Annotated in this window: 24 protein-coding genes and 1 riboswitch; of the genes, 10 read left to right on the plus strand and 14 right to left on the minus strand. The window is 68.0% G+C overall.

Features of this window, described 5'->3' with window-relative positions; translation table 11 throughout:
- The first annotated feature begins 9 nt into the window (after positions 1-9).
- The 6 genes from AC07O3_RS07720 to AC07O3_RS07745 all read left to right on the plus strand — a co-directional run bounded on the left by AC07O3_RS07720 (position 10) and on the right by AC07O3_RS07745 (position 8,099).
- Positions 10-1,107 (plus strand): aminoglycoside phosphotransferase family protein, encoded by a 1,098-nt coding sequence (locus tag AC07O3_RS07720; protein WP_495338986.1) that lies wholly within the window; start codon positions 10-12, stop codon positions 1,105-1,107.
- Positions 1,108-1,176: 69 nt separating this feature from the next.
- A complete protein-coding gene (locus tag AC07O3_RS07725; RefSeq protein ID WP_093055020.1) occupies positions 1,177-1,896 on the plus strand; it encodes a 16S rRNA (uracil(1498)-N(3))-methyltransferase in 720 nt (239 codons plus the stop codon).
- 94 nt (positions 1,897-1,990) lie between these two features.
- The gene (locus AC07O3_RS07730; RefSeq protein ID WP_495338987.1) at positions 1,991-3,349 is read left to right on the plus strand and encodes a M20/M25/M40 family metallo-hydrolase; all 1,359 of its coding nucleotides are present in this window, start codon (positions 1,991-1,993) and stop codon (positions 3,347-3,349) included.
- A gap of 101 nt (positions 3,350-3,450) precedes the next feature.
- Positions 3,451-3,903, plus strand: a complete 453-nt coding sequence (locus AC07O3_RS07735; RefSeq protein WP_218132223.1) for a YidB family protein — start codon at positions 3,451-3,453, stop codon at positions 3,901-3,903.
- Positions 3,904-4,008: 105 nt separating this feature from the next.
- Entirely contained in the window at positions 4,009-6,921 is a 2,913-nt protein-coding gene (locus AC07O3_RS07740; RefSeq protein ID WP_495338988.1) for a DUF4132 domain-containing protein, read from the plus strand.
- Positions 6,918-8,099: an MFS transporter gene (locus tag AC07O3_RS07745; RefSeq protein ID WP_093076421.1), complete on the plus strand. Its 1,182-nt coding sequence runs from the start codon at positions 6,918-6,920 to the stop codon at positions 8,097-8,099. Before AC07O3_RS07740 ends, AC07O3_RS07745 begins: the two co-directional genes overlap by 4 nt.
- On the opposite strand, the gene AC07O3_RS07750 is transcribed toward AC07O3_RS07745, so the two are convergent.
- Together AC07O3_RS07750 and AC07O3_RS07755 are read right to left on the minus strand one after the other, a co-directional pair.
- The gene (locus AC07O3_RS07750; RefSeq protein ID WP_495338989.1) at positions 8,071-8,928 is read right to left on the minus strand and encodes an alpha/beta hydrolase; all 858 of its coding nucleotides are present in this window, start codon (positions 8,926-8,928) and stop codon (positions 8,071-8,073) included. The two genes, AC07O3_RS07745 and AC07O3_RS07750, sit on opposite strands and share 29 nt — an antisense overlap.
- The gene (locus AC07O3_RS07755; protein ID WP_093055010.1) at positions 8,925-10,436 is read right to left on the minus strand and encodes a M20 family metallopeptidase; all 1,512 of its coding nucleotides are present in this window, start codon (positions 10,434-10,436) and stop codon (positions 8,925-8,927) included. The genes AC07O3_RS07750 and AC07O3_RS07755 overlap by 4 nt, the downstream gene beginning before the upstream one ends.
- Before the next feature lie 91 nt (positions 10,437-10,527).
- Here AC07O3_RS07755 and AC07O3_RS07760 point away from each other — a divergent pair, with 91 nt between their 5' ends.
- Positions 10,528-11,298, plus strand: coding sequence for a DUF72 domain-containing protein (locus tag AC07O3_RS07760; RefSeq protein WP_093076426.1), 771 nt, complete (start codon positions 10,528-10,530; stop codon positions 11,296-11,298).
- Positions 11,299-11,304: 6 nt separating this feature from the next.
- Here the strand turns inward: AC07O3_RS07760 and AC07O3_RS07765 are convergent, their stop codons facing one another.
- Positions 11,305-11,832, minus strand: coding sequence for a bactofilin family protein (locus AC07O3_RS07765; protein WP_093055006.1), 528 nt, complete (start codon positions 11,830-11,832; stop codon positions 11,305-11,307).
- Between the two features lie 114 nt (positions 11,833-11,946).
- Here AC07O3_RS07765 and AC07O3_RS07770 point away from each other — a divergent pair, with 114 nt between their 5' ends.
- Positions 11,947-12,885, plus strand: a complete 939-nt coding sequence (locus AC07O3_RS07770; RefSeq protein WP_354336471.1) for an ion transporter — start codon at positions 11,947-11,949, stop codon at positions 12,883-12,885.
- Here the strand turns inward: AC07O3_RS07770 and AC07O3_RS07775 are convergent.
- The 4 genes from AC07O3_RS07775 to AC07O3_RS07790 form a co-directional block, all read right to left on the minus strand.
- Positions 12,830-13,414 (minus strand): IMPACT family protein, encoded by a 585-nt coding sequence (locus AC07O3_RS07775; protein ID WP_495338990.1) that lies wholly within the window; start codon positions 13,412-13,414, stop codon positions 12,830-12,832. The two genes, AC07O3_RS07770 and AC07O3_RS07775, sit on opposite strands and share 56 nt — an antisense overlap.
- A gap of 22 nt (positions 13,415-13,436) precedes the next feature.
- A complete protein-coding gene (gene metW, locus AC07O3_RS07780; RefSeq protein WP_093055000.1) occupies positions 13,437-14,027 on the minus strand; it encodes a methionine biosynthesis protein MetW in 591 nt (196 codons plus the stop codon).
- Complete coding sequence (gene metX, locus AC07O3_RS07785; RefSeq protein ID WP_495338991.1) at positions 14,024-15,184, minus strand: homoserine O-succinyltransferase MetX; 1,161 nt, start codon at positions 15,182-15,184, stop codon at positions 14,024-14,026. The genes metW and metX overlap by 4 nt, the downstream gene beginning before the upstream one ends.
- Before the next feature lie 223 nt (positions 15,185-15,407).
- The gene (locus AC07O3_RS07790; protein ID WP_495338992.1) at positions 15,408-15,971 is read right to left on the minus strand and encodes a TMEM165/GDT1 family protein; all 564 of its coding nucleotides are present in this window, start codon (positions 15,969-15,971) and stop codon (positions 15,408-15,410) included.
- An 11-nt stretch (positions 15,972-15,982) separates the two neighbouring features.
- A riboswitch (yybP-ykoY riboswitch) is annotated at positions 15,983-16,168 on the minus strand.
- 261 nt (positions 16,169-16,429) lie between these two features.
- Between AC07O3_RS07790 and rbp the strand changes: the two genes are divergently transcribed.
- On the plus strand, positions 16,430-16,975 hold the full coding sequence (gene rbp, locus AC07O3_RS07795) for an RNA-binding regulator (protein ID WP_495338993.1): 546 nt from the start codon (positions 16,430-16,432) through the stop codon (positions 16,973-16,975).
- Positions 16,976-17,053: 78 nt separating this feature from the next.
- Here rbp and AC07O3_RS07800 read toward each other — a convergent pair whose 3' ends face one another.
- The 4 genes from AC07O3_RS07800 to AC07O3_RS07815 are packed head-to-tail and all read right to left on the minus strand — an operon-like array spanning position 17,054 to position 20,061.
- Positions 17,054-17,836 (minus strand): SDR family oxidoreductase, encoded by a 783-nt coding sequence (locus AC07O3_RS07800; RefSeq protein WP_495338994.1) that lies wholly within the window; start codon positions 17,834-17,836, stop codon positions 17,054-17,056.
- Positions 17,837-17,852: 16 nt separating this feature from the next.
- A complete protein-coding gene (lptC, locus tag AC07O3_RS07805) occupies positions 17,853-18,515 on the minus strand; it encodes an LPS export ABC transporter periplasmic protein LptC (protein ID WP_177142316.1) in 663 nt (220 codons plus the stop codon).
- Positions 18,512-19,060, minus strand: coding sequence for a KdsC family phosphatase (locus AC07O3_RS07810; protein ID WP_093076437.1), 549 nt, complete (start codon positions 19,058-19,060; stop codon positions 18,512-18,514). The genes lptC and AC07O3_RS07810 overlap by 4 nt, the downstream gene beginning before the upstream one ends.
- On the minus strand, positions 19,060-20,061 hold the full coding sequence (locus tag AC07O3_RS07815; protein ID WP_093054988.1) for a KpsF/GutQ family sugar-phosphate isomerase: 1,002 nt from the start codon (positions 20,059-20,061) through the stop codon (positions 19,060-19,062). The genes AC07O3_RS07810 and AC07O3_RS07815 overlap by 1 nt, the downstream gene beginning before the upstream one ends.
- Before the next feature lie 86 nt (positions 20,062-20,147).
- Between AC07O3_RS07815 and AC07O3_RS07820 the strand changes: the two genes are divergently transcribed.
- Entirely contained in the window at positions 20,148-22,136 is a 1,989-nt protein-coding gene (locus tag AC07O3_RS07820; RefSeq protein WP_258352084.1) for a monovalent cation:proton antiporter family protein, read from the plus strand.
- A gap of 33 nt (positions 22,137-22,169) precedes the next feature.
- Here the strand turns inward: AC07O3_RS07820 and AC07O3_RS07825 are convergent, their stop codons facing one another.
- From AC07O3_RS07825 to mnmE, 3 genes are all read right to left on the minus strand, one after another.
- The gene (locus AC07O3_RS07825; RefSeq protein ID WP_495338995.1) at positions 22,170-23,135 is read right to left on the minus strand and encodes a zinc ribbon domain-containing protein; all 966 of its coding nucleotides are present in this window, start codon (positions 23,133-23,135) and stop codon (positions 22,170-22,172) included.
- A 91-nt stretch (positions 23,136-23,226) separates the two neighbouring features.
- Complete coding sequence (locus AC07O3_RS07830) at positions 23,227-23,688, minus strand: Crp/Fnr family transcriptional regulator (RefSeq protein WP_093054982.1); 462 nt, start codon at positions 23,686-23,688, stop codon at positions 23,227-23,229.
- A gap of 88 nt (positions 23,689-23,776) precedes the next feature.
- Positions 23,777-25,183, minus strand: coding sequence for a tRNA uridine-5-carboxymethylaminomethyl(34) synthesis GTPase MnmE (gene mnmE / locus AC07O3_RS07835; RefSeq protein WP_495338996.1), 1,407 nt, complete (start codon positions 25,181-25,183; stop codon positions 23,777-23,779).
- Positions 25,184-25,209: the final 26 nt, after the last annotated feature.

Consider the following 25,209-nt stretch of genomic DNA (forward strand, 5'->3'; position numbering starts at 1 on the left):
CGATTATCCATGACAGCATCCCCGCCTCCGGCCTCATTAGCCCCAAGCCCCGCCGAGACCATCCTCTGGACTGATCCGCAGCGGGCCGAAGTGTTCCGGGGCTGGCTGGCCGCCATCGCGCCTGCCCACCGGTTGTTGCCCGACACCGTGCGGCTCGCCTCGGTCGACGCGAGCTTCCGCCGCTACTTCCGCCTCGACACCGCCGACACCGCCGCCCCCACGCGCATCGTGATGGACGCGCCGCCGGACAAGGAAAACAGCGCCCCCTTCGTCCAGGTGGCGCAGCTGATGGCCGGCGCCGGCGTGCTCGCCCCCACGGTGCTCGAATGGGACAAGCCGAACGGCTTTCTCCTGCTCGACGACCTGGGCCGCCAGACCATGCTGGACGTGATCGATCCGGCGAAGCCCGACGCGAGCCGCCCGCTCTACGACCAGGCCATCGACGCGCTGATCCGCTGGCAACTGGCCTCCAAGCCCGGCGTGCTGCCGCCCTACGACGGGGCGCTGCTCGAGCGCGAACTGTCGCTGTTCCCCGAGTGGTACATCGGCCGCCACCGCGGCATCGCCGTCGAAGGCAAGCTGAAGGAGCGGCTCGAGCGCAGCTTCAAGCTGATCGTCGACAGCAACCTGGCGTCGCCCGCCGTCTACGTGCACCGCGACTTCATGCCGCGCAACCTGATGATCGGCAACGGAGCAGCGCTCGGCGTGCTCGACTTCCAGGACGCCGTGTACGGCCCCGTCACCTACGACATCGCCAGCCTGATGCGCGACGCCTTCCTGAGCTGGGACGAGGAGTTCGTGCTCGACATCACCATCCGCTACTGGACGGCTGCGCGCAAGGCCGGCCTGCCTGTCGACGAAGACTTCGGCGCCTTCTACCGCGCGGTCGAGTGGATGGGCCTGCAGCGCCACCTGAAGGTGGCCGGCATCTTCGCGCGCCTCACGCTGCGCGACGGCAAGCCCAAGTACCTGGCTGACACGCCGCGCTTCATTGCCTACATCCGCGCCACCGCCAGCCGCTACATGGAGCTGACGCCGCTGCTGCGCGTGATCGACGAAATCGAGGGCACTTCAGCCATCACGGGCTTCGCCTACGGCCGTGTCTGAAGGAAAACTGAAAAAGCACCACCCTGTGACGGCCGTACAACGGTCGCTCGCAGCTATCGATTTCATAGCATGCCGCGTTTTCACTGTTCCGTGCCGCTGAGCGCCGGCGTCAGCCTGGCGTTGCCGCCCGGCGCTGCGCGCCACGTGCAGGTGCTGCGGATGCAGCCCGGCGATGCGATCACGCTGTTCGACGGCGCGGGCGGCGAATATGCAGCCACGGTCGAGCGCATGGGCCGCAGCGACGTCGCCGTGGCCGTCGGCGCCCACCTGCCGGTGGAGCGCGAAGCGCCTCGCGCCGTGCACCTTGCGGTCGGCATGCCGGCCAACGAGCGCATGGACTGGCTGGTCGAGAAAGCCACCGAGCTCGGCGTGGCGAGCATCCAGCCGCTGGCCACTGCACACGGCGTGCTGCGCCTGTCGGGCGAGCGCGCCGAGAAGAAGCGGGCGCACTGGGAGGCGATCGCGGTCGCGGCCTGCGAGCAGTGCGGGCGCAACCGCGTGCCGGTGATCCATCCGGTGCAGTCCTTCACGGGCTGGCTCGAAACCAATGAAGCCTCGGCCGTGCGCCTTGTGCTGAGCCTTGCCGAGGGCACACGCAGCCTCGCCGACACACTTCAAGCCCCGAACGACCAAGGCGTGACTGTATTGAGCGGCCCCGAAGGCGGCCTGAGCAGCACCGAAGAACAGCAGGCCATCGCCCGCGGCTTCGCTCCCATCACCCTCGGCGCGCGCGTGTTGCGCGCTGAAACGGCGGCGCTGGCCGCGCTGGTGTCCCTGGCCGGACTCTAGGCAGGGCCGCGAGGTGGGTGTTTTCCGCGACGCGCGCGCGGAAAGCTTGGGAAACAATCGTTACTTCATTAAGACAAAAGAAGGACTTTTGCCGATGTCCCGCCTGCCAAGCGTTCTGCGCCTTGCACTTCTCGTTCTTGCCGCGCTGCTGTGCGCCACACAGGGCGCGCTCGCCCAGAGCCAGGCCGTCGCCCCCACGCCCGCGCAAGTCAGCCCCGAGGTCGACAAGGCCTACACCCAGTTGATGGCCTCGCCCGCCATCCAGAAGCTGCTCGACGCGGTCAAGGCCGACCATGAACACTCGGTCGATGACCTGAAGATGCTGACCGAGATCGAGGCGCCGCCCTTCAAGGAGCACAAGCGCGCCGAGGCGTTTCTCGCGCGCATGAAGGCGCTGGGACTGACGCACGCGAAGATCGACGCCGAAGGCAACGTGGTCGGCCTGCGCAAGGGCATCGGCGGCGGCCCGAAGCTGCTGATCTCGGCCCACCTCGACACCGTGTTCCCCGCCGGCACCGACGTGAAGGTGAAGGAGCACGACGGCCGGCTGCACGCACCCGGCATCGCGGACGACACGCGCGGCCTGTCGGTGCTTCTGTCGTGGCTCAAGGTGCTGAACGAAAACAAGATCCAGACCGTGGGCGACCTGATGATCGTCGCCAACGTCGGCGAGGAAGAACTCGGCAACCTGCGCGGCATGAAGGCCATCTTTCGCGACAACCTCGATATCGACGGCATGGTGGGACTGGAGCCGTCGTCGCCGGGCGCGGTGCTGGTGCTCGGCACCGCGAGCCACCGCTACGAAGTCACGTTCCAGGGCCCGGGCGGCCACAGCTTCGGCGCGTTCGGCCAAGTGCCCAGCGCCATCCACGGCATGGGCCGCGCCATCGCGAAGATCGCCGATATCCGCACGCCGAGTTTCCCGAAGACAACGTTCACTGTCGGCACGGTCGGCGGCGGCACTTCGGTCAACACCATCGCGCCAGATGCGCGCATGGCCATCGACATCCGCTCCGACGACATGGCCTCGCTTCTCGAAACGGAGAAGAAGATCCTGGCCGCCATCGACGAAGCAGTGGTCGAGGAAAACAAGCGCTGGAACGTGAGCACGCTGAGCGTGAGCACCAAGCTCATCGGCGACCGCCCCGGCGGCCGCACGCCGCCCGATTCGGTGATCGTCGAGGCCGCGATCCGCTCGAACGCCGCCTTCGGCAACAAGACGCTGCTGCGCGGCGGCAGCACCGACGCCAACGTGCCGATCGCGCTGGGCATTCCCGCGATCATCGTCGGCGGTGGCGGCAAGGCCTCCGGATTCCATTCGTTGAGCGAGTCCATTGACGTGACAGATGCATGGAAAGGCGCGCAGAATTCGCTGGTTACCGTGCTGGGCCTGGTGGGCGTGCAGGGGGTCAGCCCCGCATTGCTCCCCAAACGGACAGCGCGTACCAAGTAATTTGTCACGTTGCCAGTTCGAAAGTGGACGTGCCACTTTCTGCTTACGGTCCGCGGCATTTAACAATGCAGACGGTTCTGTCACACACCAAGGAAACAGCCATGGGATTGCTCGATTCGGTACTCGGTCAAGTGCTCGGAGGCGCTGCGCAACAGCAGCAACCGCAAGGCGGCGGATTGGGCGATCTGGGAGGCTTGGCCGGCGCGCTGGGCGGCCTGCTCGCCAACAACGGCGGGCAGGGCGGCCTGGGCGGTCTGGTCTCGAAGTTCGAGCAGGCCGGCATGGGCGACGTCATCGGTTCGTGGATCGGCAAGGGAGAAAACCAGCCGGTCTCGGGCGACCAGCTGCAGAACGCGCTGGGCAGCGACACCATCGCCAGCATCGCGTCCAAGCTCGGCATCAATGCGCAAACGCTGCTGCCGATGCTCGCCACCATGCTGCCGGCGCTCATCGACCAGCTCACGCCGCACGGCAAGGTCCCCGACCAGGGCCTGGGCAACCATGACGACCTGCTGGGTTCGCTCAGCGGTCTGCTGCAAGGCAAGCAGTCCTGAACTGACGGACTGCGTTCTCCAGGATTCCGGCGCCCGCGAGGGCGCTTTTTTTTGGCCCGTGCGTGTTGGCCGACAATCCCGCTGGCATCAATGGAGAGCAATGGCATGGCGGGCAGTCGCAAGTCGAAAGAAGAAGGTCTGGACGCGCAGCCCGATGGCACCGTGCGGTGGTCCAAGGGCATGCGCGAAGCGCTCGCACAGTTCAACGACCGGCCCTGCGGCCAGTGCGGCGGCTCGCTGTTGGACGAACGCAGCCTGGCCGACAGCCTCGACTTCTTTCGCCGCCACCGTTCCAGCTTCTATCCGCCGCGCGCCGCACGGCTGCGCATGCTCGACATGCACGGCGCCACGGCAGCCGAGCTGTTCTTCGAGCCGTCCCCGCACAAGGAAGCCGTCACCGACCTGCTGGCCATCCACGACGCGGCCGTGGTGCGTTTCTTCGTGGCCCAGGTCAAGCAGATCGACTGCAAGAACGCCCTCGTCAAGCAGGCTGCCCGCTGGCCGCTGTTCGTGCTGCGCGAGCTGCTGTCGGCGAACCCGGCGCGACACCAGGCCGGCGCCGCGTTGATCCTGGAGTTGCTGGCCGCGAACCCCGAGTGGCAGCAACCGCTGGAGGCCTCCTGCGACGACAGCCAGCGCAAGACGCTCGCGCGCCTGCAGGAAGACAGCTCCGCCGGCGTGACCGATGCCGCCCCCGACGCCTGGCCCGCGCTGCTGCGGCGCCCGCCCTGGAAGAACCGGCAGGCGCTGCCCGTCATCCCGACGCTGGCGCTGCAGCCACTGCCACCGACGGCGCTGCTGCACTGGAGCAATCTGCCGCCGCCGCAGTACCTGCAGGCCACGGGCGAATCGTCCGACTGGCTGACCCGCGAGCTCCGCGTCTCGCGCGAACGCGCCGACCAGTGGATGGACGAATTCGCGCGCAACCAGCCCAACGCACCCGCAGAGATCCGCGAGGGCGGCAAGGTGCACAAGGCCCTGTGGATGCTGGGCCTGCGCCCCGAGCTCATCGAGGCTGTCGCGGCAAACGGCCGTGAGATCGGGCCGGAAGACTTCGGCGAACCTCCGGCCACCCACTGGAGCGTTGCCGAATACATCTGGCACCTGCCCGAATCGCTGGCCATCGCAGTGTTCACGCTCGGGCCCGCGCCCGAGCTCTACATGGGCGATGTCTCGCGCATGCGCCCCATCCTCCATGCATTCGGCGCGGCCGCGCTGCCGGGACTGCCGCGCTTCCTCAAGCAGGGCTCGCGCGCGATGTTCGAGCTGGCGTCGGTCATCGAATGGGACCCGCTCGCCGGCTGGATCGCCAAGGGCTTCCACACCAATCGCTGGGTCCGGCGCGAAGCGGGCGAGTGGCTTGCGCGCTACCCGGATGCGGCCGCGCGCGGCCTCGTTCCCATCGCACTGGGCGAACCCGGCCCGGCGCACGAGGCGGCGCAAGCCGCGCTGCGCTGGCTGCACGATGCCGGCCACGCCGACGCGGTACGCCGGCAGGCGCTCGCCTATGGCGCCGAAGCCGCCGACGCGGTGGCGCAGCTGCTGGCCATCGCCCCCGAAGAGTTGCTGCCCGACAGCCTGCCCGTGGTGCCGAAGACCCTGCCGCTGGCGTCACTGCCCCGCCTGATCCTCAAGCAAGGCGGGCTCGCGCTGCCGCAGGACGTGGTGCCCGACGTGCTGATGGCGATGATGCTCGGCAAGCCCGACGCACCCTATCCGGGGCTCGCTCCGCTGCTGGACGCGCTCACGCCCGATTCCCTCGCGCGCTTCGGCCGCGCGCTGCTGGCCTGGTGGATCGGCAACGGCCGCCCGGCCAAGGAGCGCTGGATGTTCGCTTTGCAGGGCCGCCTCGGCGACGGCGAAACCGCACGCCAGCTCTACGGCCTGCTGCGCCAGTGGCGCGCCGCGCTCGACCGCGTGCGGGCCTACGACGCGATGGTGATGCTCGGCGAAATCGGCAGCGACGCCGCATTGATGCACCTGGCCGAACTCGCGCGCCAGACCCGCCACGACGACCTGCGCACCCGCGCCGACCGCATGCTCGGCGAAGTGGCCGAGCAGCGCGGCCTCAGCCTCGACCAGCTGGCCGACCGCACCGTGCCCGACCTCGGCCTCGACACCCGCGCGCGCCTGACGCTCGACTTCGGCCCGCGCAGCTTCGAGGTGCGCATGGACGACAACTTCCAGCCCGTGGTGCACGACGCCAGGGGCAAGGCCCTCAAGACGCTGCCCAAGCCGGGCGCGAACGACGACGCCGGCAAGGCCGCCGCCTCGACCACGCAGCTGAAGGAGCTGCGCAAGCTGGCAAAGACCGTCGCCACCACGCAGATCAAGCGACTGGAAGCCGCGATGTGCATGCAGCGCCGATGGGGCCCCGACGAGTTCATGCCCTTCTTCGCCAACCACCCCGTGCTGCGGGTCTTCAGCCGGCCGCTGGTCTGGGGCTTGTTCGACGCATCGGACAAGCTCGAAGGCACCTTCCGCGTCAGCGCCGAAGGCGAGCTGGCCGACCTGGAGGACGACGCGGTGAAGCTGCCCGAGTCCGCGCGCATCGGCCTGCCGCATCCGCTGGAAATCACGGCACTCGACCCGTCGCTGGCGACCGCATGGGCCGCCGTGCTGGCCGATTACGAAATCGTGCAGCCCTTCGAGCAGCTGATGCGCCCGGCCTTCGTGCTCGACGAGGCGCTGCGCACCCGCCGCGAACTCCCCCACTGGAGCGGCCGCGCCGTGTCGAACGCCGCCCTCATGGGCCTGGAGACGCGCGGCTGGCAGCGCGAGGTGGGTGACGGCGGCATGGTCAACAGCTTCAACAAGGCCGTGCCCGGCGGACGCCGCATCTGCCTGCAGCTGGAGGAAGGCTGGTTCGTGCAGGACAGCCCCGACGGCAAGGAGCTGCAGACCGTGCGCGCGGTGGCACTCGACGGCACCGAAGGCACGCTGGGCGAGCTACCGCCGATCATCTTCAGCGAAATCGAGCGCGACCTGCAGCGCGCGATCCGGGAGACGGCGCCATGAACCGCAACCTCTGGCTGCTCGCCATCTGCCAGGGCCTGCTCCTGACGAACAACGTGACCTTCATCGCCATCAACGGGCTGGTTGGGCTGGCCATCGCGCCGCACGGCTGGATGGCGACGCTGCCGGTGATGAGCTACGTGGTGGGCGGCGCGCTCAGCACCGGGCTGGTGGCGCGCACGCAGCAGCGCTTCGGCCGGCGCGGCTCGTTCCAGATCGGGCTGGCGGTGGCGGTGGCATCGTCGCTGCTGTGCTGCTTCGCGGCGGTCACGAAGAACTTCTGGCTGCTGTGCTTCGCCACGGTGATCGCGGGCTACTACAACGCCAACGCGGGGCTCTACCGCTTCGCCGCTGCCGAGCTGGCGGCGCCGGCCTGGCGCGAGAAGGCGGTGTCGATGGTGATGGCGGGCGGGCTGATCGGCGCTGTCGCCGGGCCGAACCTCGCCACCGCCACGCGCGAAGCCTTTGCGGTGCCGTTCGCCGGCGCCTACGTTGCGCTGGCCCTGGTGGCGCTGCTGTCGATGGCAGTGATGCATTTCATCGAATTCCCGGCCGCGCCCACGCGCAAGGAGGCCGCAGGCGGGCGCCCGCTGGCCGAGATCATGCGGCAGCCGGTGTTCATCGTGGCCGCCGCCGCGGGCGCGCTTGGCTACGGCGTGATGAACCTGCTGATGGCCGCGACGCCCATCGCGATGCAGATCTGCAGCCTGCCGTTTTCCGATGCCGCGCTGGTGCTCGAATGGCACGTGATCGGCATGTTCGCGCCGGGCTTCTTCACCGGGCACCTGATCCGCCGCTTCGGGGCGCTGCCAGTGATGGGCGTGGGGCTGGTGCTCAACCTCGGCTGCATCGCCATCGCGCTCTCGGGCGTGGAGCTGCATCACTTCATCGTCGCGTTGTTCCTGCTGGGCGTGGGCTGGAATTTCCTGTTCACCGGCAGCACGACACTCTCGCTCACGGCCTATACCGCCGAGGAGCGCGACCGCGCGCAGGGTGCGCTCAACTTCTGCGTGTTCGCCACGCTGGCGCTGACCTCGTTCGCCTCGGGCGTGCTGGTGACCACGCAGGGCTGGCGGCTGCTGAACTTCGGTTCGCTGGTGCCAGTGGTGCTGACTGGCGCGGCGCTGATCTGGCTGGCGCGCGTGCGCGCCGTCAGGCCAGCGGCGGAAAGCGCCGGTTGAGCCAGCTTTGCAGGGCCGCGAAGACCGCGTCGGCTTCGAGCTCGTTGAAGATCTCGTGGTACAGCGTGTCGAAGCAGTGCGCCTCGACCTTGCCGCCTGATGCCGCGGCCGCAGCGAAGGCGCGGCTGGCGGCAGGCATCACAAGGCGGTCGTCGCCCGCATAGAGAAGCAAGGTAGGCACGGGCCAGTTCGCAGCCCGCTGCTGCACCGTCTCGCCTTCGTACGCGAGAAAGCGCGCGAGCCGGCTGCCGATGCGGTCGTGCGTGAGCGGATCGTCGCGGTAGGCCTGCACCACCGCCGGGTCGTGCGAGAGGTAGTTGTCGTCGAGGCCGTTGCCCACGCGCAGGTTCGGCGCAATGCGCGGCAGCACCGCGAGCAGCGCCTTCTGGAAACCGCTCAGGCCCGGATCGAGCCCCGGCGAGGAAAGCACCAGCCCATCGACCTGCCGCACGCCACGCGCCACCAGGCTCGCGGCGACCAGTCCGCCGAGGCTGTGCCCCAGCAGCACCAGCGGCAGGCCGGGGTTCTCGCGGCGTGCATCGTCGATGACCAGCGCGAGGTCGTCGACCAGCCGCAGTTCGCTCGGCAGGCCGCCGCGCGCACCGGTCGATTCGCCGTGCCCGAAGTGGTCGTGCGCCCACACGGCGAAGTTCCATTCGTGCAGGCATTCCGCGAGTGCGTGATAGCGGCCCGCATGCTCGCCGAGCCCATGGACCACCACGATCACGGCGCGCGCCGGGCCGGGCGCCGGCAGCCGGCGCAGGGCGAGCGTCTCGCCGTCCGGGGTCGACAGCGAAACGCGCTGCGGCAAAGGCAGCGCCTCGCTCAAGCGGCCACCGGCTCCGATGTGGCCGCGCGATGCGCTGCCGGCAATGCTGCGATCACTTCGGCCACGGCCGCGGTGAGCTTCTTGGCATAGGGCACGTGCAGGAACTCGTTGGGGCCGTGTGCGTTGCTCTTCGGGCCGAGCACGCCGCAGACCATCATCTGCGCCTTCGGGAAACCGGCGCTGAGCATGTTCATCAGCGGAATGGTGCCGCCTTGGCCGATGTAGCCGCACGACGCGCCGAAGTGCGCCTGCGAGGCCTTGTTGAGCGCGTCCTCGAACCACGGCGTGATGGTGGGTGCGTTCCAGCCGGTGGCGCCGCCGTTGCTCTCGAAGGTCACGCGGGCCTGGTAGGGCGCGTTGTCTTCGAGCAGCGTCTTGAGGTTCTGCACCGCCTCGGCCGCATCGACCAGCGGGGGCAGGCGCAGCGACAGCTTGAAGGCGGTGTACGGGCGCAGCACGTTGCCCGCATCCTTCAGTGCCGGAAAGCCTTCGGCGCCGGTCACCGACAGCGTGGGCTTCCAGGTGCGGTTGAGCAGGGCCTCGACCGGATCGGTGGTGGTCGGCAGCGCGAACATGGTCGAGCCGCCGCAGTCGTAGTGCGCCCACGGAAAGCGCTTGTAGACCTCTTCGCCGAGGATCGCGGCGGTGGCCCTGGCCTGCGCCAGCCGGTCGGCCGGCACTTCGCAGTGGAAGCTCGCGGGCAGCAGGCGGCCGGTGGCGCTGTCTTCGAGGCGGTCGAGCACCTGCCGCATGATGCGGAAGCTCGAGGGCACGAGGCCCGATGCATCGCCGGAGTGGATGCCTTCGGTCAGCACTTCCACTTTGAGCGTGCCGCTGGCCATGCCGCGCAGCGAGGTGGTGAGCCACAGCTGGTCGTAGTTGCCGGCGCCGGAGTCGAGGCAGATCACCAGTTCGACATTGCCCAGGCGCGGACGCAGCGCGTCGACGTAGGGCAGCAGGTCGTAGGAGCCGCTTTCCTCGCAGGTCTCGATCAGGCCGACGATGCGCGGGTGCGCCGCGCCCTGGCTCTTGAGCGCCTGCAGCGCGGCGATGCTGGCGTACACCGCGTAGCCGTCATCGGCACCGCCGCGGCCGTAGAGCAGGCCGTTCTCGTACTTGGGCGTCCATGGGCCGAGGTCGTTGCGCCAGCCAGTGAATTCGGGTTGCTTGTCGAGGTGGCCGTACATCAGCACGGTCTCGCCCATGTCGGTGCCGGTGGCCGGCACTTCGAAGAACAGCACCGGCGTGCGGCCTTCGAGGCGCACGATCTCCAGCTTCAAGCCCTCGACCTTCTGTGCCTCGACCCAAGCGGCGGCGTTGCGCAGCACGGTCTCGAGGTAGCCGTTGGCCGACCAGTCCTTGTCGAAGCCGGGCGACTTGGCCGGGATGCCGATGTAGTTGGTGAGTTGCTTGAGGATGTCGCCGTCCCATTGGGCGGTGACGTCGGACAGGGCGCGCTCGGCGTCGAGCGTGCCGGCAGGCATTTCGCGGTGCAGGGGGGCGTTCATCGGTGGGTTCTCCGCGGGTGACGAAAAGGCGCATTTTGCGCCTTGAGGCGACCGCGCGTAGAGTGCGGGCGATCTCAACCCGGAGGGCCATGTGAGCAAGGCAAACATCAAGGTGGGCATAGGCGGCTGGACCTACGAACCCTGGCGCGACAACTTCTATCCCAAGGGGCTCGCGCACGCGAAGGAGTTGAACTACGCGAGCCGCAAGGTCAGCGCCATCGAGATCAACGGCACCTACTACAGCACCTTCAAGCCCGAGACCTTCAGGAAGTGGCACGACGACACGCCGGCCGACTTCATGTTCTCGCTCAAGGCCTCGCGCTTCGCGACCAATCGCAAGCTGCTGTCGGGCGCGGGCGATTCGATCAAGCGCTTCATCGACAGCGGCGTGGCCGAGCTCGGCGACAAGCTCGGGCCGATCGTGTGGCAGTTCATGCCGACCAAGCAGTTCGATGCGGAAGACTTCGAGGCTTTTCTGGCGCTGCTGCCGAAGAAGGAGGGCAGCCGCGCGCTGCGGCACGTGATGGACGTGCGGCATGAGAGCTTCATGGTGCCCGCCTACAAGGCACTCGCGAAGAAGCACAAGGTGTCGACGGTGTTCACCGACGCCGACAAGTTTCCGTCCTTCGAGGAGCCCGAAGGCGATTTCGCCTATGCGCGGCTCATGATGGCCGACGCAAAGCTCAAGACCGGCTACGCGCCGAAGGCGCTGGACACCTGGGCCGAGCGCGCGCAGGGCTGGGCCGTGTCGCCGAAGAAGCGCGACGTGTTTGTCTACTTCATCAATGGCGCCAAAGAAAAGGCACCGGCCGCGGCCGGTGCCTTGCTGGAGCGCTTTGGGTGGACCCCGCCGAAAGCTTGACGGGCTTCAGGCTGCGGAGTGCAGCGACGGCTTGGCGCCGAAGCTGATTTCGCCGGAAAGCTGGCCGCCTTCCTCGATCACGATCTTGCCGTAGCGGATCTTGCCGGTGACCTTGCCGGTCGAGTGGATCACGAGCTTTTCACGCACCGTGAGGCTGCCGTCGAACACGCCGCGGATTTCGGCGATGTCGATTTCGGCCGAGCCCTTGAACTCGCCCTGTTCGGCGATCTGCATCAGGCGCGAGTCCATGGTGGCCTCGACGAGGCCTTCGACGACGAGCGTGTCGCAGTCGGTGATCTCCACGCCCTTGAGCTTGATGTTCGGGCCGACGGTGAGCTTGCTGCCGCCTTCCTTGGCGGCGGCAGATGCTGTAGCAGCAGCGGCGTTCAGTCCGCCTTGCTGTGCGGTCAGCGACGAGGGATTGACGGGGGTTCCGGAGAGATTGGTGCCCGAACCGACGAGCGGCGCGGGGCGGGATGTCAACGAGTCGGTGTCACGATCACGCTTGCCGAAGAAGGGGGACTGTGTAGCCAAAGGGGAGCTCCTCAAGAAAGGGACTATCGTAAGAACGCACTCATGGCCTGCGGCACTTCATTGCGCAAGAAGCGTAACTGAATAAATCGACTGTGGACATGACAATGCGGCGTCATGAGCCTTCCGAACTCCGAAACTCCTTCCACCGCGCAGGCCGCGCACCCCTCGCGCGCCATTTCGTCGGCCACCGACTCGCGCTTCGACAAGCCCGCGCACGGCTGGCGGCGTACGCTGTTCACGGTGATCTTCGAGGCGGATACGCGCGCGGGCCTGATGTTCGACCTGGCGCTGATCGCGGTGATCGTGACCAGCGTGCTGGTGGTGATCCTCGACAGCGTGCAGTCGATCCGCGAGCAGTGGCGGCCGCTGTTCAATGCGCTCGAATGGGTGTTCACCATTCTCTTCACGCTGGAGTACATCGCGCGGCTGTGCTGCGTGAACAAGCCGCTGCGCTATGCGCTGAGCTTCTACGGCGTGATCGACCTGCTTGCGCTGCTGCCGACTTTTCTGGTGGCCTTTGCGCCCGAGATGGCGTACCTGATCGACGTGCGGGTGCTGCGCCTGTTGCGCGTGTTCCGCATCTTCAAACTATCGCGCTACTCGGTGGAGTACCGCGCGCTGGTGTCTGCCGTGGCATCGAGCCGGCGCAAGATCACGGTGTTCGTCGGCTTCGTGATGCTGGTGGTGCTGGTGATGGGCACGCTGATGTACGTGGTCGAGGGGCCGGTGCATGGCTTCACGAGCATTCCGGTGGCAATTTACTGGGCCATCTCGACGATGGCCACGGTGGGCTTCGGCGACCTCGTGCCCAAGACCGACCTGGGCCGTGCGATCGCCTCGGTGATGATGCTGCTGGGCTGGGGCGTGCTCGCGGTGCCGACCGGCATCGTGACCGCGGAGATGGCGCGGCGCGGGCCCGACGACGAGCCGGTGCCGGTGGCACCGCGCGGCATTTTCGCGATGACTGCGCCTGCGCCCTCAGCACCTGCGAAGCGCGTTACGCCTTCGGCCAGACGACGCGCCCTTGCGCAGCATCGTCGAGACGGGCGATGAAGGCATCGGCGTCGGGCTCGGGGAGCGAGAAGGCGAAGGCCACATCGTCGCCGTGCTGCACATCGTCGAGCACCGCGCCGGCAGCGACGAGTTCGCGCCGCACGAGTCCTTCGAGCGCATAGGGCACCGAGCAACCGAGGCTGCGCTGGCGCACCAGCGGCACGAGCGTGGCGCCGAGCAGGGCCTGCGCGACCGCATCGGTGTAGGCCCGCACGAGGCCGCCCGCGCCCAGCTTCACGCCACCGAAGTAGCGCACCACGGTCGCGAGCGCGCCTTCGACCTGCTGGTGGCGCAGCACCTCCAGCATCGGACGGCCGGCCGTGCCGCCGGGTTCACCGTCGTCGTTCGCGGCCGACTGGCCGCCGGCCATCAAGGCCCAGCAGACATGCGCGGCCGCGGGGTGTTCGGCGCGCAGCGAGGCGACCACGGCCAGCGCGGCCGAACGGTCGGCCACCGGCTGCACGCAGCCGATGCGGCTCTTCTTGATGAGCAGCTCGCTGTGGACCGGCTGTGCAAGCGTGAAGCTCATCCGGTGGTGCGCTCCAAAGGGCTCAGCCGCCGCCGCGCTCGAACTTGAAGACCGCCGTGCTGGCGCGCGCATTGGGCAGCCAGCGCACGTCGCGCCCGTCCTGCAGGCCGAAGGCGTCGAGCACGCGCAGGTTGTTCTTGCCGGCCAGCACCTCGAAGTCCTTGAAGGTGCCGACGCGGATGTTGGGCGTGTCGTACCACTGGTAGGGCAGGCGGCGCGTCACCGGCATGCGGCCGCGCGCCACGCTCAGGCGGTTGGGCCAGTGCGCGAAATTGGGAAAGGCGACGACGCCGATGCGGCCGACGCGCGCGGTCTCGCGCAACATCACTTCGGCATTGCGCAGGTGCTGCAGCGTGTCGATCTGCAGCACCACGTCGAAGGAGGCGTCGTCGAACATCGCCAGGCCTTCGTCGAGGTTGAGCTGGATCACGTCGACGCCGCGGCGAATGCACTGCAGCACGTTGCCGTCGGCGATCTCCACGCCGTAGCCGGTGCAGCCGCGTTCGCGCTGCAGCAGGTCGAGCAGGGCGCCGTCGCCGCAGCCGAGGTCGAGTACGCGCGAGCCTTGGGGCACGAGCTCTGCGATCAATCTTTGGTGTTCGAGGTCGCTCATTGGAATTCCTTGGCGACGCGCTCGAAGTACGAGCGAACCACGCCCATGTAGCGCACGTCGTCGAGCAGGAAGGCATCGTGGCCGTGCGGCGCGTCGATCTCGGCGTAGCTCACGTTGCGGCGGTTGTCGAGCAGCGCCTTCACAAGCTCGCGGCTGCGCGCGGGCGAGAAGCGCCAATCGGTCTTGAAGCTCACGAGCAGGAACTTGGCCGTGGCCTGGGCCAATGCGGTGCTGAGCTTGCCGCCGTGGCTGCGCGCGGGGTCGAAGTAGTCGAGCGCGCGGGTGATCAGCAGGTAGGTGTTGGCGTCGAAGTACTCGCTGAACTTGTCGCCCTGGTAGCGCAGGTAGCTTTCGATCTGGAACTCGACGTCCTGCGTGGAGTAGCGGTAGTCGAGCCCCGCCACCTCGCCCTCGACGGCGCTGCGCAGGATGCGGCCGAACTTCTCGTTCATCACGTCGTCGCTGAGGTATGTGATGTGGCCGATCATTCGCGCGATGCGCAGGCCGCGCTTCGGGATCACGCCGTGTTCGTAGAAGTGGCCGCCGTGGAAGTCGGGGTCGGTCACGATGGCGCGGCGCGCGACTTCGTTGAAGGCGATGTTCTCGGCCGTGAGGTTGGGCGCGCTGGCCACGACCACGGCGTGGCGCACGCGGCTGGGGTACTGCAGCGTCCACGACAGTGCCTGCATGCCGCCGAGGCTGCCGCCCATGACGGCCGCGAGCGTCTGGATGCCGAGCGCATCGAGCAGCGCTGCCTGCGCGTCGACCCAGTCTTCGACCGTGACCACCGGGAAGTCGGCGCCGTAGACGCGGCCGGTGGCGGAGTTGACGTGCATCGGGCCCGTCGAGCCGAAGCAGGAGCCGAGGTTGTTGACGCCGATCACGAAGAAGCGGTCGGTGTCGACCGGCTTGCCGGGGCCCACCATGTTGTCCCACCAGCCCTCGGAGCGGGCCTGGCCCTGGTAGACGCCCGCCACGTGGTGCGAGGCATTGAGCGCATGGCACACCAGCACGGCGTTGCTGCGCTCGGCGTTCAGGGTGCCGTAGGTTTCGTAGGCGAGCGTGTAGTCGCTGATCGACGCGCCGCTGCGCAGGGCCAGCGGGCCTGCGAACTGCATCGACTGCGAGGTGACGACCAAAGGTGGTGACGACGACATGAATGAAAAAACCCGGCCTCGCCAAAAACGAGCCGGGTCTGCCGCGCCTGTCTTTAGCTGAATTTATAAAGCGCCCGCAAGCTGAAGCAAATCGGCGCTGGACAAGTATATCCCCCAGGCTGCGCGCACTGCGTGTCGCTCCGCCAACCCCCTTCGGGGGCAACACCTGCGGCCCGGCGAAGCCGGTTCCGCGGTGTTTCTGGAAGGGCCCCCTGCCTTTTTCTTACCAGCCGACGATCATGATGATGCCCAGCACCAGGAAGATCGCGGCCGAGATGCCGTGCACTAGCTTGATCGGCACGCGCCGCACGATCTTCTCGCCGAGCCACACCACCGGCGCGTTGGCCAGCATCATGCCCAGCGTGGTGCCTGCGACCACCCAGAAGTAGTCGTGCGTGAAGCGGGCGGCGAGCATGACGGTGGCGATCTGGGTCTTGTCGCCCATCTCGGCGAGGAAGAACGCGATCACCGTGGTGCCGAAGACGCCGAACTTCGACGTGCCCGGGGCATCGTCGTCGTCGAGCTTGTCTGGAATCAGCATCCAGACGGCCATCGCGATGAACGAGCCGCCCAGTATCCAGCGCAGCACCTCCGGTCCGAGCCAGCGCGTGATGTAGTTGCCGACGGCACCCGCCAGCGCGTGGTTGATGATGGTGGCGGCGAAGATGCCCAGGACGATGGGCCACGGTTTCCTGAAACGGGCAGCGAGCAAGAGAGCCAGGAGTTGGGTCTTGTCGCCCATTTCGGCGAGCGCAACTACGCCGGTTGCAACGAGAAAAGCTTCCATGATGGATGTGGGGTTCCTTGGGCCGAAGGACGCAATTGACCGTGCAACACCTTCGGCCATATTCCCGAAGTTGCACGGTCAAAGGTCTCGCCAGGTGTGTTAACTGCACGCGCCATGTCCTGTGTGGGGCAGGACAAGTCTGTTGACGCGGGCCCTTCTCGCAAATCGGAAGGCGGCTACTCCCCAATGACGGGGCGAATTCTACATGTAGCGCCAAGGACTTCGCCCAAAAATGCAAGTAGGCACTAGCTTTCCAATAGTTTTGACAGGTGCTACCTCAAGACGCAAATTCCCGCTTGCAATTCGGATATTTCACCCATAATGCACGAGCCTCCCTCTTCATTTTGGTCGGGAGGCAGTTCGGTGATCGGTCAGTTTCGCGCGACTCGACGGCTCTCGTTTGAGTGATGCTTTCGGGACTCCATCGCTTTTCTTGATGTGTTTATAGGAGTCCCTTGATGGGCAACAAACTGTACGTCGGCAACCTGCCTTACTCGGTGCGCGACGGAGATCTCGAACAGGCCTTCGGGCAGTTCGGCGCAGTGACCAGCGCCAAGGTCATGATGGAACGTGACACCGGCCGCTCGAAGGGCTTCGGCTTCGTCGAGATGGGCAGTGACGCGGAAGCACAAGCAGCAATCAACGGCATGAACGGCCAGCCCCTTGGTGGCCGCAGCGTCGTCGTCAACGAAGCACGTCCGATGGAAGCTCGTCCCCCGCGCAGCGGTGGTGGCGGCTACGGCGGCGGCGGTGGTGGTTATGGCGGCGGTGGTGGCGGAGGCTACGGCGGCGGCGGTGGCGGCTACGGTGGTGGCGGCGGTGGCCGCTCCGGCGGTGGCGGCGGCTACGGCGGTGGCGGTGGTGGCCGCAGCGGTGGCGGCGGTGGTGGCGACGGCGGTTTCCGCAGCCCCTACGGCGCCGGTCCCCGTGGCGGTGGCGGCGGTGGCCGCTCCGGTGGTGGTGGTGGCGGCGGCTACGGTGGTGGCGGCAACAGCGGCTACTAAGCCCCGCGCTCCCAGGCACACAGACAAAAGGCTCCCTCGGGAGCCTTTTTCAATGGGCGATCGCCCGGCGCTTGCTGCTCAGGCTTCGCCGCTTCGCTTCTTGCGTTCGCGCCCTTGCACCGCCCGGTCGAGCACGGCGTTGGGCAGCATGCGCATGATCTTGGCGATCACGCCCATCTGCCAGGGAATCACGCGGTAGCTCGTACCTGCCTCGATGGCCCGCAGTGCCTGGCCCGCAAAATCTTCCGCCTTCATGAGAAAAGGCATGCCGTACCGGTTGCCCTGCGTGAGCGGCGTGTCGATGTAGCCCGGGCAGAGGGTGACGACCTTGACGCCGCTGTTGAACAGTTCGCCGCGCAGGCTCTCGCAGTACGCCACCACGCCGGCCTTGCTGGCGCAGTACGCGCCATGCCCTGGCAATCCGCGGATGGACGCCACGCTGCCGATGCCCACCAGTCGCCCGCTGCCGCGCTGCACCATCGCCCGCACGAACGGATGAAAAGTGGCGGCGAGACCGACGTTGTTGGTGGCAAAGGTCTGCGCCAGCACATCGAGGTCGGAGCGCTCGGCGGTGTCGATGCCGACGCTGATGCCGGCATTGGCGATCACCACGTCTGGCAGCCCCTGCTGCGCGATGCAGGCGTTGCCGGCGGCGACGATGCTGTCGGTCTGCGCCACGTCGGCGCTGTAGATCCGGTAGCGGTCTGCGCTCAGTTGCCGGGCATTCGCCCACGCTTCGATTTCCCCCGTGCGCCGGGCGACCAGCGCCAGGCGGTAGCCCGCGTCGTAGAAGCTCGCGGCCAGCGCCTGGCCGATGCCGCTCGATGCGCCGGTGATGAAGACAAGCGGGGACGTGGTCATGCAGGAGATGTCTTCTTCAGCGCTTCTTGGCAGGAGCAGGAGCGGCCGGAGCCGCCGACGGAATCAGCACGCCGCGCACCCGGCCGTTCAGGTTGGCCACGCCGCTCAGGTTGTCGTAGTCGAGCGTGTCGCCGGTGAACTGGTCGGTGCCGCGAATGAGCGTGACCGGCTTGTTCGACGTGACGCGTTCTGTGTCGACATAAGCGTGCAGGAACTCGCCGCGGAACTCGAGGCGCGGCGCAGGCTTGCCGTTCGGCCCCACCGAAGGATCGCGAATGACGATCGCATTGCCGAACAGCTGGACCTCGCTGCCATCGGAGTTCGACAGGCCGCGGTCGGCCGACCCGCGCGTCACCAGCCCCTCGGGCGACACGGTGCGCATGCGCACCTTGTCGATCTCGATGGTGTCGGTGTCGGGATAGTGCCGGCCTTCGACCCCGTGCAATTCGCTGCGCAGGTCGCCATTGGGCAGGAAGTTCTTGATGACGAACTCACGCATGAAGTAGTCGGGCTCATGCGTGGGTGCGACCTTGGCCGTGGGCTCCAGCAGCTTGGGCGCGTTGCGCACCAGCCAGTAGGTGCCGAGCGCGACGGCGGCCGTGAGGATGATCGGCAGGTAGATCGTGGCGCGGTCGAGGACTTCGCGCACCATGCCCCATGCGCGTTTCACGTTGTTCATGTGGTCGGGCCCCGGGCAGCGTCGAGCATCGCGCGGTATTGGCCGCAGGCCGTGAGCAGCAGGTCGCAGAACTCGCGCGCCGCGCCTTCGCCGCCGCGCGCCTGGGTGACGTAGCGCGCGATGCCGCGCACTTCCGCATGGGCATTGGCCGGCGCCGCCGCGAAGCCGACGCGCGTGAGCACCGGCAGGTCGGGCCAGTCGTCGCCGATGGCCGCGGCCTGCGCCCACGCAAAGCCGAGCTGGTCGAGCATGGCCTGCGCTGCGGGCAGCTTGTCTTCGGTGCCGTAGCGCACGTGCTCGATGCCCAGCGCTTCGAGCCGCACGCGCAGCGGCTTGGAATCTCGCCCGGTGATCACGGCCGGCACGATGCCGGCCTTGCGCAGCAGCTTCAGGCCGTAGCCGTCGAGGATGCTGAAGCGCTTGAGCGTTTCGCCGTGCTCGGTGAAGTACACGCCGCCATCGGTCAGCACGCCGTCGATGTCGAAGAAAACGATGCGCACGTCCTGCGCGGCGAGCAAGGTCTCGGCCTGGAACTCGAGCGGCATCAGATGACCTTCGCGCGCATCAGGTCGTTGGTGTTGATCGCGCCGACGATCACCCCCGCGCCGTCGATCACGAACAGGCGGGTGATGCCGCATTGCTCCATCAGCTCGGCGGCCTCCACCGCCAGTGCGTCGACGCGGATGGTGCGCGGGTCGCGGTGCATGACGTCGACCGCCTTGGGGCTGCGCAAATCGGCGCCCGCCTCGATCAGCCGGCGCAGGTCGCCGTCGGTGAAGATGCCCGAGGCGCGGCCGTCGGGCTCGATCACCGCGGCGGCGCCGAAGCCCTTGATGCTCATCGCGCGCATCAGCTCGCTGATGTTGGCCGACGGCGGCACGCGCGGCACTTCGTCGCCCGAGCGCATGACGTCGCTCACGTGGGTGAGCAGCTTGCGCCCGAGCGCGCCGCCCGGGTGCGAGCGCGCGAAGTCTTCCGAGCCGAAGCCGCGCGCGTCGAGCAGCGCCACGGCCAGCGCGTCGCCCATCGCCATCTGGGCGGTGGTGCTGGCGGTGGGGGCGAGGTTGAGCGGGCAGGCTTCCTTGGACACGCCCGCGTCGATCACGATGTCGGCATGGCGGGCGAGGGTGGATTCGGGGCGGCCGGTCATGGCGATCAGGGGCACGCCCTGGCGCTTGACGACCGGCAGGATGACGGTGAGTTCGTCGACCTCGCCGCTGTTGGAAATGGCCAGCACCAGGTCGACCGCCTTGATCATGCCGAGGTCGCCGTGGCTGGCCTCGGCCGGGTGCACGAACATCGCGGGCGTGCCGGTGGAGGCGAGGGTGGCGGCGATCTTGCGGCCGACGTGGCCGCTCTTGCCCATGCCCATCACGACCACCCGGCCACGCACTTCGAGGATCTTGCGCACCGCATCGACAAAGCTCGGGCCGACGCGGTCTTTCAGACCGGTGACGGCTTCGGCTTCGATGTCGAAGGTGAGGCGTGCCCGAGCGAGGATGGCTTCGGGGTCGACCACTGGGGCCGGAACGGGGCGGGAGCTCATCTGCGGATTTTACGGGCCGGCCGGCACCCGGGATCACATGGCCCGGGGAAGCCCGGGGCACGGACATTGCTCTAGCATCGGCGCCTATGTCTTCGTTCGATCTCACGCTGTTGTATCTCCTGGCCGCGGTGATCGGCGTGGTGGCGTGCCGCTCCCTCAAGCTGCCGCCGATGCTGGGCTATCTGTCGGCTGGCGTGTTGATCGGGCCGCACGCCTTCGCCCTGGCGCAGAACACCGAAGGCATCCAGCACCTGGGCGAATTCGGCGTGGTGTTCCTCATGTTCGTGATCGGGCTGGAGTTCAGCCTGCCGAAGCTGCGCGCGATGCGAAAGCACGTGTTCGGGCTGGGCCTGCTGCAGGTGCTGCTGACGATGTCCATCGCCACGGTCGGCGCACTGCTGATCGCCCGGCTGCTGCTGCCCCCAACGTGGCAGCTGGGCTGGCAGACGGCGCTGGCGCTGTCGGGCGCGCTCACCATGAGCAGCACGGCCATCGTGGTCAAGCTGATGGCCGAGCGGCTCGAGCTCGAGAGCGAGCACGGCAAGCGCGTGATGGGCGTGCTGCTGTTTCAAGACCTGGCCGTAGTGCCGCTGCTGGTGCTGATTCCCGCATTGGGCGCGCCGCCCGAGGCGCTGGCCAAGGCGCTGGGCCTGGCGCTGCTGAAGGCGAGCTTTTTGATCGGCGTGCTGCTCTACGGCGGCCCGCGCATCATGCGCTGGTGGCTCACGCTGGTGGCGCGGCGGCGCAGCGAAGAGCTCTTCATCCTGAACGTGTTGCTGATAACGCTGGGCCTGGCCTGGCTCACCGAACTGGCCGGCCTGAGCCTGGCGCTGGGCGCGTTCATCGCGGGCATGCTGGTGTCGGAGACCGAATACAAGCACCAGGTCGAGACCGACATCCGCCCCTTCCACGACGTACTGCTGGGGCTGTTCTTCATCACCGTGGGCATGTCGCTCGACTGGCACATCGTGGTCGAGCGCTGGCTGCTGGTGGGCGTGCTGCTGCTGGTGCCGCTGGCGTTCAAGCTGGGGCTGGTGACGGTGCTGGCGCGGGTGCTCGGGGCCACCTCGGGCGTGTCGCTGCGCACCGGCCTCTACCTCGCGCAGGCGGGCGAATTCGGTTTCGTGCTGTTGACGCTGGCGCAGGAACGCAGCCTGCTGCCACCGTGGCTGGCCAACCCGGTGCTGGCCTCGATGGTGCTGTCGATGCTGGCCACGCCTTTCATCATCATGTACAGCAACGCCATCGTGCGAAAGCTCGTGGCCAGCGATTGGCTGCAGCAGTCGCTGCAGATGACGAGCATCGCGCGCAAGACCATCAACACCGCGCAGCACGTGATCATCTGCGGCTACGGGCGCTGCGGCCAGAACCTGGCGCGCATCCTCGAACGCGAAGGCATTCCGTACATGGCACTCGACCTCGACCCTGACCGCGTGCGCCAGGCCGCTGCCGCCGGCGACTCGGTGGTGTTCGGCGACGCGGCGCGGCTGCAGGCCCTGATGGCCGCGGGCCTGGCGCGTGCCAGCGCGGTGGTCGTCACTTATCTCGACGTGCCGGGCGCGATGAAGGTGCTGGCCAACACGCGCGCCCATGCGCCGCACGTGCCGGTGATCGTGCGCACGCAGGACGACCACGATCTCGAAAAGCTGCAGGCCGCAGGCGCCACAGAGGTGGTGCCCGAGGCCATCGAAGGTTCGCTGATGCTCGCGAGCCATGCGCTGGCGCTGGTCGGCGTGCCGATGCGGCGCGTGATCCGCGTGGTGCAGGACCAGCGCGATGCCCGCTACAACCTGCTGCGCGGCTACTTCCACGGTGCCGACGACGACAACGCCGACGAGATCGACCACGAGCGCCTCAACAGCTTCACCCTCAACGCTGGCGCACGTGCGGTCGGCCAGACGCTGGAACAGGTGGCGCTGCACACGCTGGGCGTGCGCGTCGCCAGCCTGCGCCGGCAAGACGGCCAGCCCCGCGCGCTGGCCGACAACCCGGTGCTGTCGGACGGCGACACGCTGGTGCTGTCCGGCAAGCCTGCCGCGCTGGCGATGGCCGTGGAGCGGCTGCAAAAAGGCTGACGATCCGGCAGCCTTCGCTTCGGTCCCGGCCGATCAGTTGATCAGGCTCGGGTTGCGCTTTTCTTCTTCGAGGCGCTGCTGGCGGCGTACCGCTTCGCACTGCGCATGGGCCTTGAACTCGGGCTTCAGGCACTGGGCCGCCATGCACTGTGCCTTGGCGATGAAGTTGCGGTCGCCGCACATGGCCTGAGGCTCGGCAGGGGCGGCAGGTGCCGGCGGCGGAGCGGGAGCGGCGACCGGAGCAGCAGCGGGTTCAGGCGCGTTCGACGGCTGCACGGCGGCGGTCGCCTGCTTACGCGGCTTGGCAACGGGCTTGGGTGCAGGTGCGGCTTCCGCGGCAGGCGGCGTCTCGGCTGGCTCGACGGGCTGGGAGTCCGCTGGCGCCGCGGGCGCTGCAGGCGGTGACGACTCGGTCGGCGGCGGCAGCGGCGGGGCCACGGGAGCGGGGGCCTCGACGGTTGGCGCAGCCCCTTCGGCGGCGGCAGGCGCCTTGCGCGTCCCGTAGCCGTACCAGCCCGCGACGATCATCGCCACCGCAACAACCAGCAGGCCGAGCCACAGCAGGATCACGCGCTTGCGCGGCGGCCGTTCGACCGGTACGGACTGCCGGACCTTGGCCCGGCGTCTCTTCTTCATTTCGGGCTTCGAGGCCCAGGTCGACTCCAGCCCCGGCGACGCAGCGGGCGGCGCGGGCGAGCGCGGCAACCCGTCGTCGTGCACCATCAACACGGTCTGTGAGTGTTCGTCGTTCTGCCGCGCGGCGGGCGTCCGGCTGAAGAACGACGAGCGCGCGGGCGGCGGCGGCTCCTCCGGGTCGAACAGCGGCGCCGGAATGGTCGGCGCGCGCAACTGGGCGGGGGCGGTGGTGGCCCATTCGCGTTCAGGGCTCGGCGGCGGCGGAATCCGGTCTCCCGCGGCGGACAGCTTGACGCCGCAACTCCTGCAGAAATTCGCGCCGTCACGGTTTTCCGTGCTGCAGACCGGACAGATCAGGGCCATGGCTTACTTGCTGACTACTCTCTACTCTCGGGGTCCAGAACGGAAACTGGCTTGCTGGTCGACTATCCGGCGGCGGGCGATCGGGGTTTCGTCAGGTCACGGCGACGCGCTTGGAGCGGTGCGCCATGCGCTTGGCGATCACGGCGCCGAGCGCCATCGCGATCTCCAGTGCCATGTTGGGCTGGCGGTTCGACATTTCCGCAAAGCGGATCGCCGTGAGCCGCCACACACGGCCCGCGCCAGTGACCACCACGTTGGCCGAATGCGGCTGCCGCGAGAAGAACGAGCCTTCGCCGACCACCGAGCCGGGCGTGAGCACGGCCAGCCGCATCTGCTCCTTGCTGCTGACACGGTGCACGCTGATGGCGCCGCTCTCGATGAAGAACACCGAGCGGTCGGGCGTGCCCTGCTCGATCAATATGTCACCGACGCCGGCATCGATGGGCTGCAGATAGCCCGCCAGCGTTTCCCACTGCTGGACATTGAACGTCAACGCAAACGCGTCGGTGCTCATGTTCTCCGCGATGGCGCGGCTCAGGTTCTGGATTGACATGTTTCTTCGGCCCCCGATGTGAGCCGAAGTATCCGCGATGGCCGCGAGGTTCGGCTACAACTGTTTACGTTTTTCAGGTCGCCTGTAGTTATTTACCAATGCAGAAGCGCGAAAAGATGACCCCCAGCAGGTCATCCGCGCCGAATTCGCCGGTGATCTCGTTCAGGGCGTTCTGGGCCAGCCGCAACTCTTCGGCCAGCAGATCGAGCAGCTGGGCCTGTGCCACCAGGTGGCTGGCGGCCAGCGCCAGGTGCGTTTCGACCCGGGCCAGCGCCTGCACGTGGCGCGCCCGCGCGAGGTACACGCCCTCGGGCACGGCCTGCCAGCCGGCCATGGCCAGCAGCTGTTCGCGCAGGGCCTCGATGCCCAGGCCGGTCTTGGCGGACAGGGCGATGCCTTGCTCGGGGTGGGTAGCGGGCGCTGCGTCCTGCTTGTTCCAGACATCGAGCACCGGCACGCTCGCGGGCAGCTTCTGCCGCAGGCCGGCCAGGATCTCCGCATCGGCGGCGGCGTAGTCGTCCAGGTGCGCGCGGGTGAGGTCGTGCAGGAACAGCACGGCATCGGCGCTTTCGATCTGGCCCCAGGCGCGCGCCACGCCGATCTGCTCGACCTCGTCGCTGCTCTCGCGCAGGCCGGCGGTGTCGGCCACGTGCAGCGGCACGCCGTGGATCTGGATGGTCTGCGAGACCACATCGCGCGTGGTGCCCGCCACCGCGCTCACGATGGCCAGTTCGGCGCCGGCCAGCGCATTGAGCAGCGAACTCTTGCCCGCGTTGGGCTGCCCCGCAATCACGACCTTGATGCCCTCGCGCAGCAACGCGCCCTGGCGCGCACGCTGCTGCACGGCGGCGAGTTGCGACTGCAGCCTTGCCAGCTGCCCGGTGGCATCGGCCTTCTGCAGGAAGTCGATTTCCTCTTCCGGAAAGTCGAGCGTGGCCTCCACCAGCATGCGCAGGTGGATCAGCGCGTCGCGCAGCGTGTGGATCTCGCGCGAGAACGCACCCGACAGCGAACGCCCGGCACTGCGCGCGGCGGCCTCGGTGCTGGCGTCGATCAGGTCGGCAATGGCCTCGGCTTGCGCCAGGTCGATCTTTCCGTTGAGAAATGCCCGCTGGCTGAACTCGCCGGGCTCGGCCACCCGCAGGCCGGGCAGGCGAGGGCGGCCGGTGACGGGGTCGGGCTCGGCCGCGGCTTCGAGGCAGCGCGCCAGCAGCAGCTGCAGCACGACCGCGCCGCCGTGGGCCTGCAGTTCGAGCACGTCCTCGCCAGTGAAAGAGTTCGGCGAAGGGAAGTGAATGGCCAGGCCGTGGTCGACCGGCTCGCCGTCCGCATCGCGGAACGGCAGGTAGGTGGCCTCGCGCGGCTTGAGCACGCGGCCACAGAGGGCTTCGATCAACGGCGCCAGCTTCGCGCCCGACACCCGCACGATGCCGACCGCCCCGCGCCCCGAGGCTGTGGCGACGGCGACGATGGGATCGGTGGTGCGGGCGAGCATGGGCGGATTCTTTCAGCAAAAAGGGC

The sequence above is a fragment of the Variovorax sp. GW821-FHT09D05 genome (assembly GCF_059416325.1).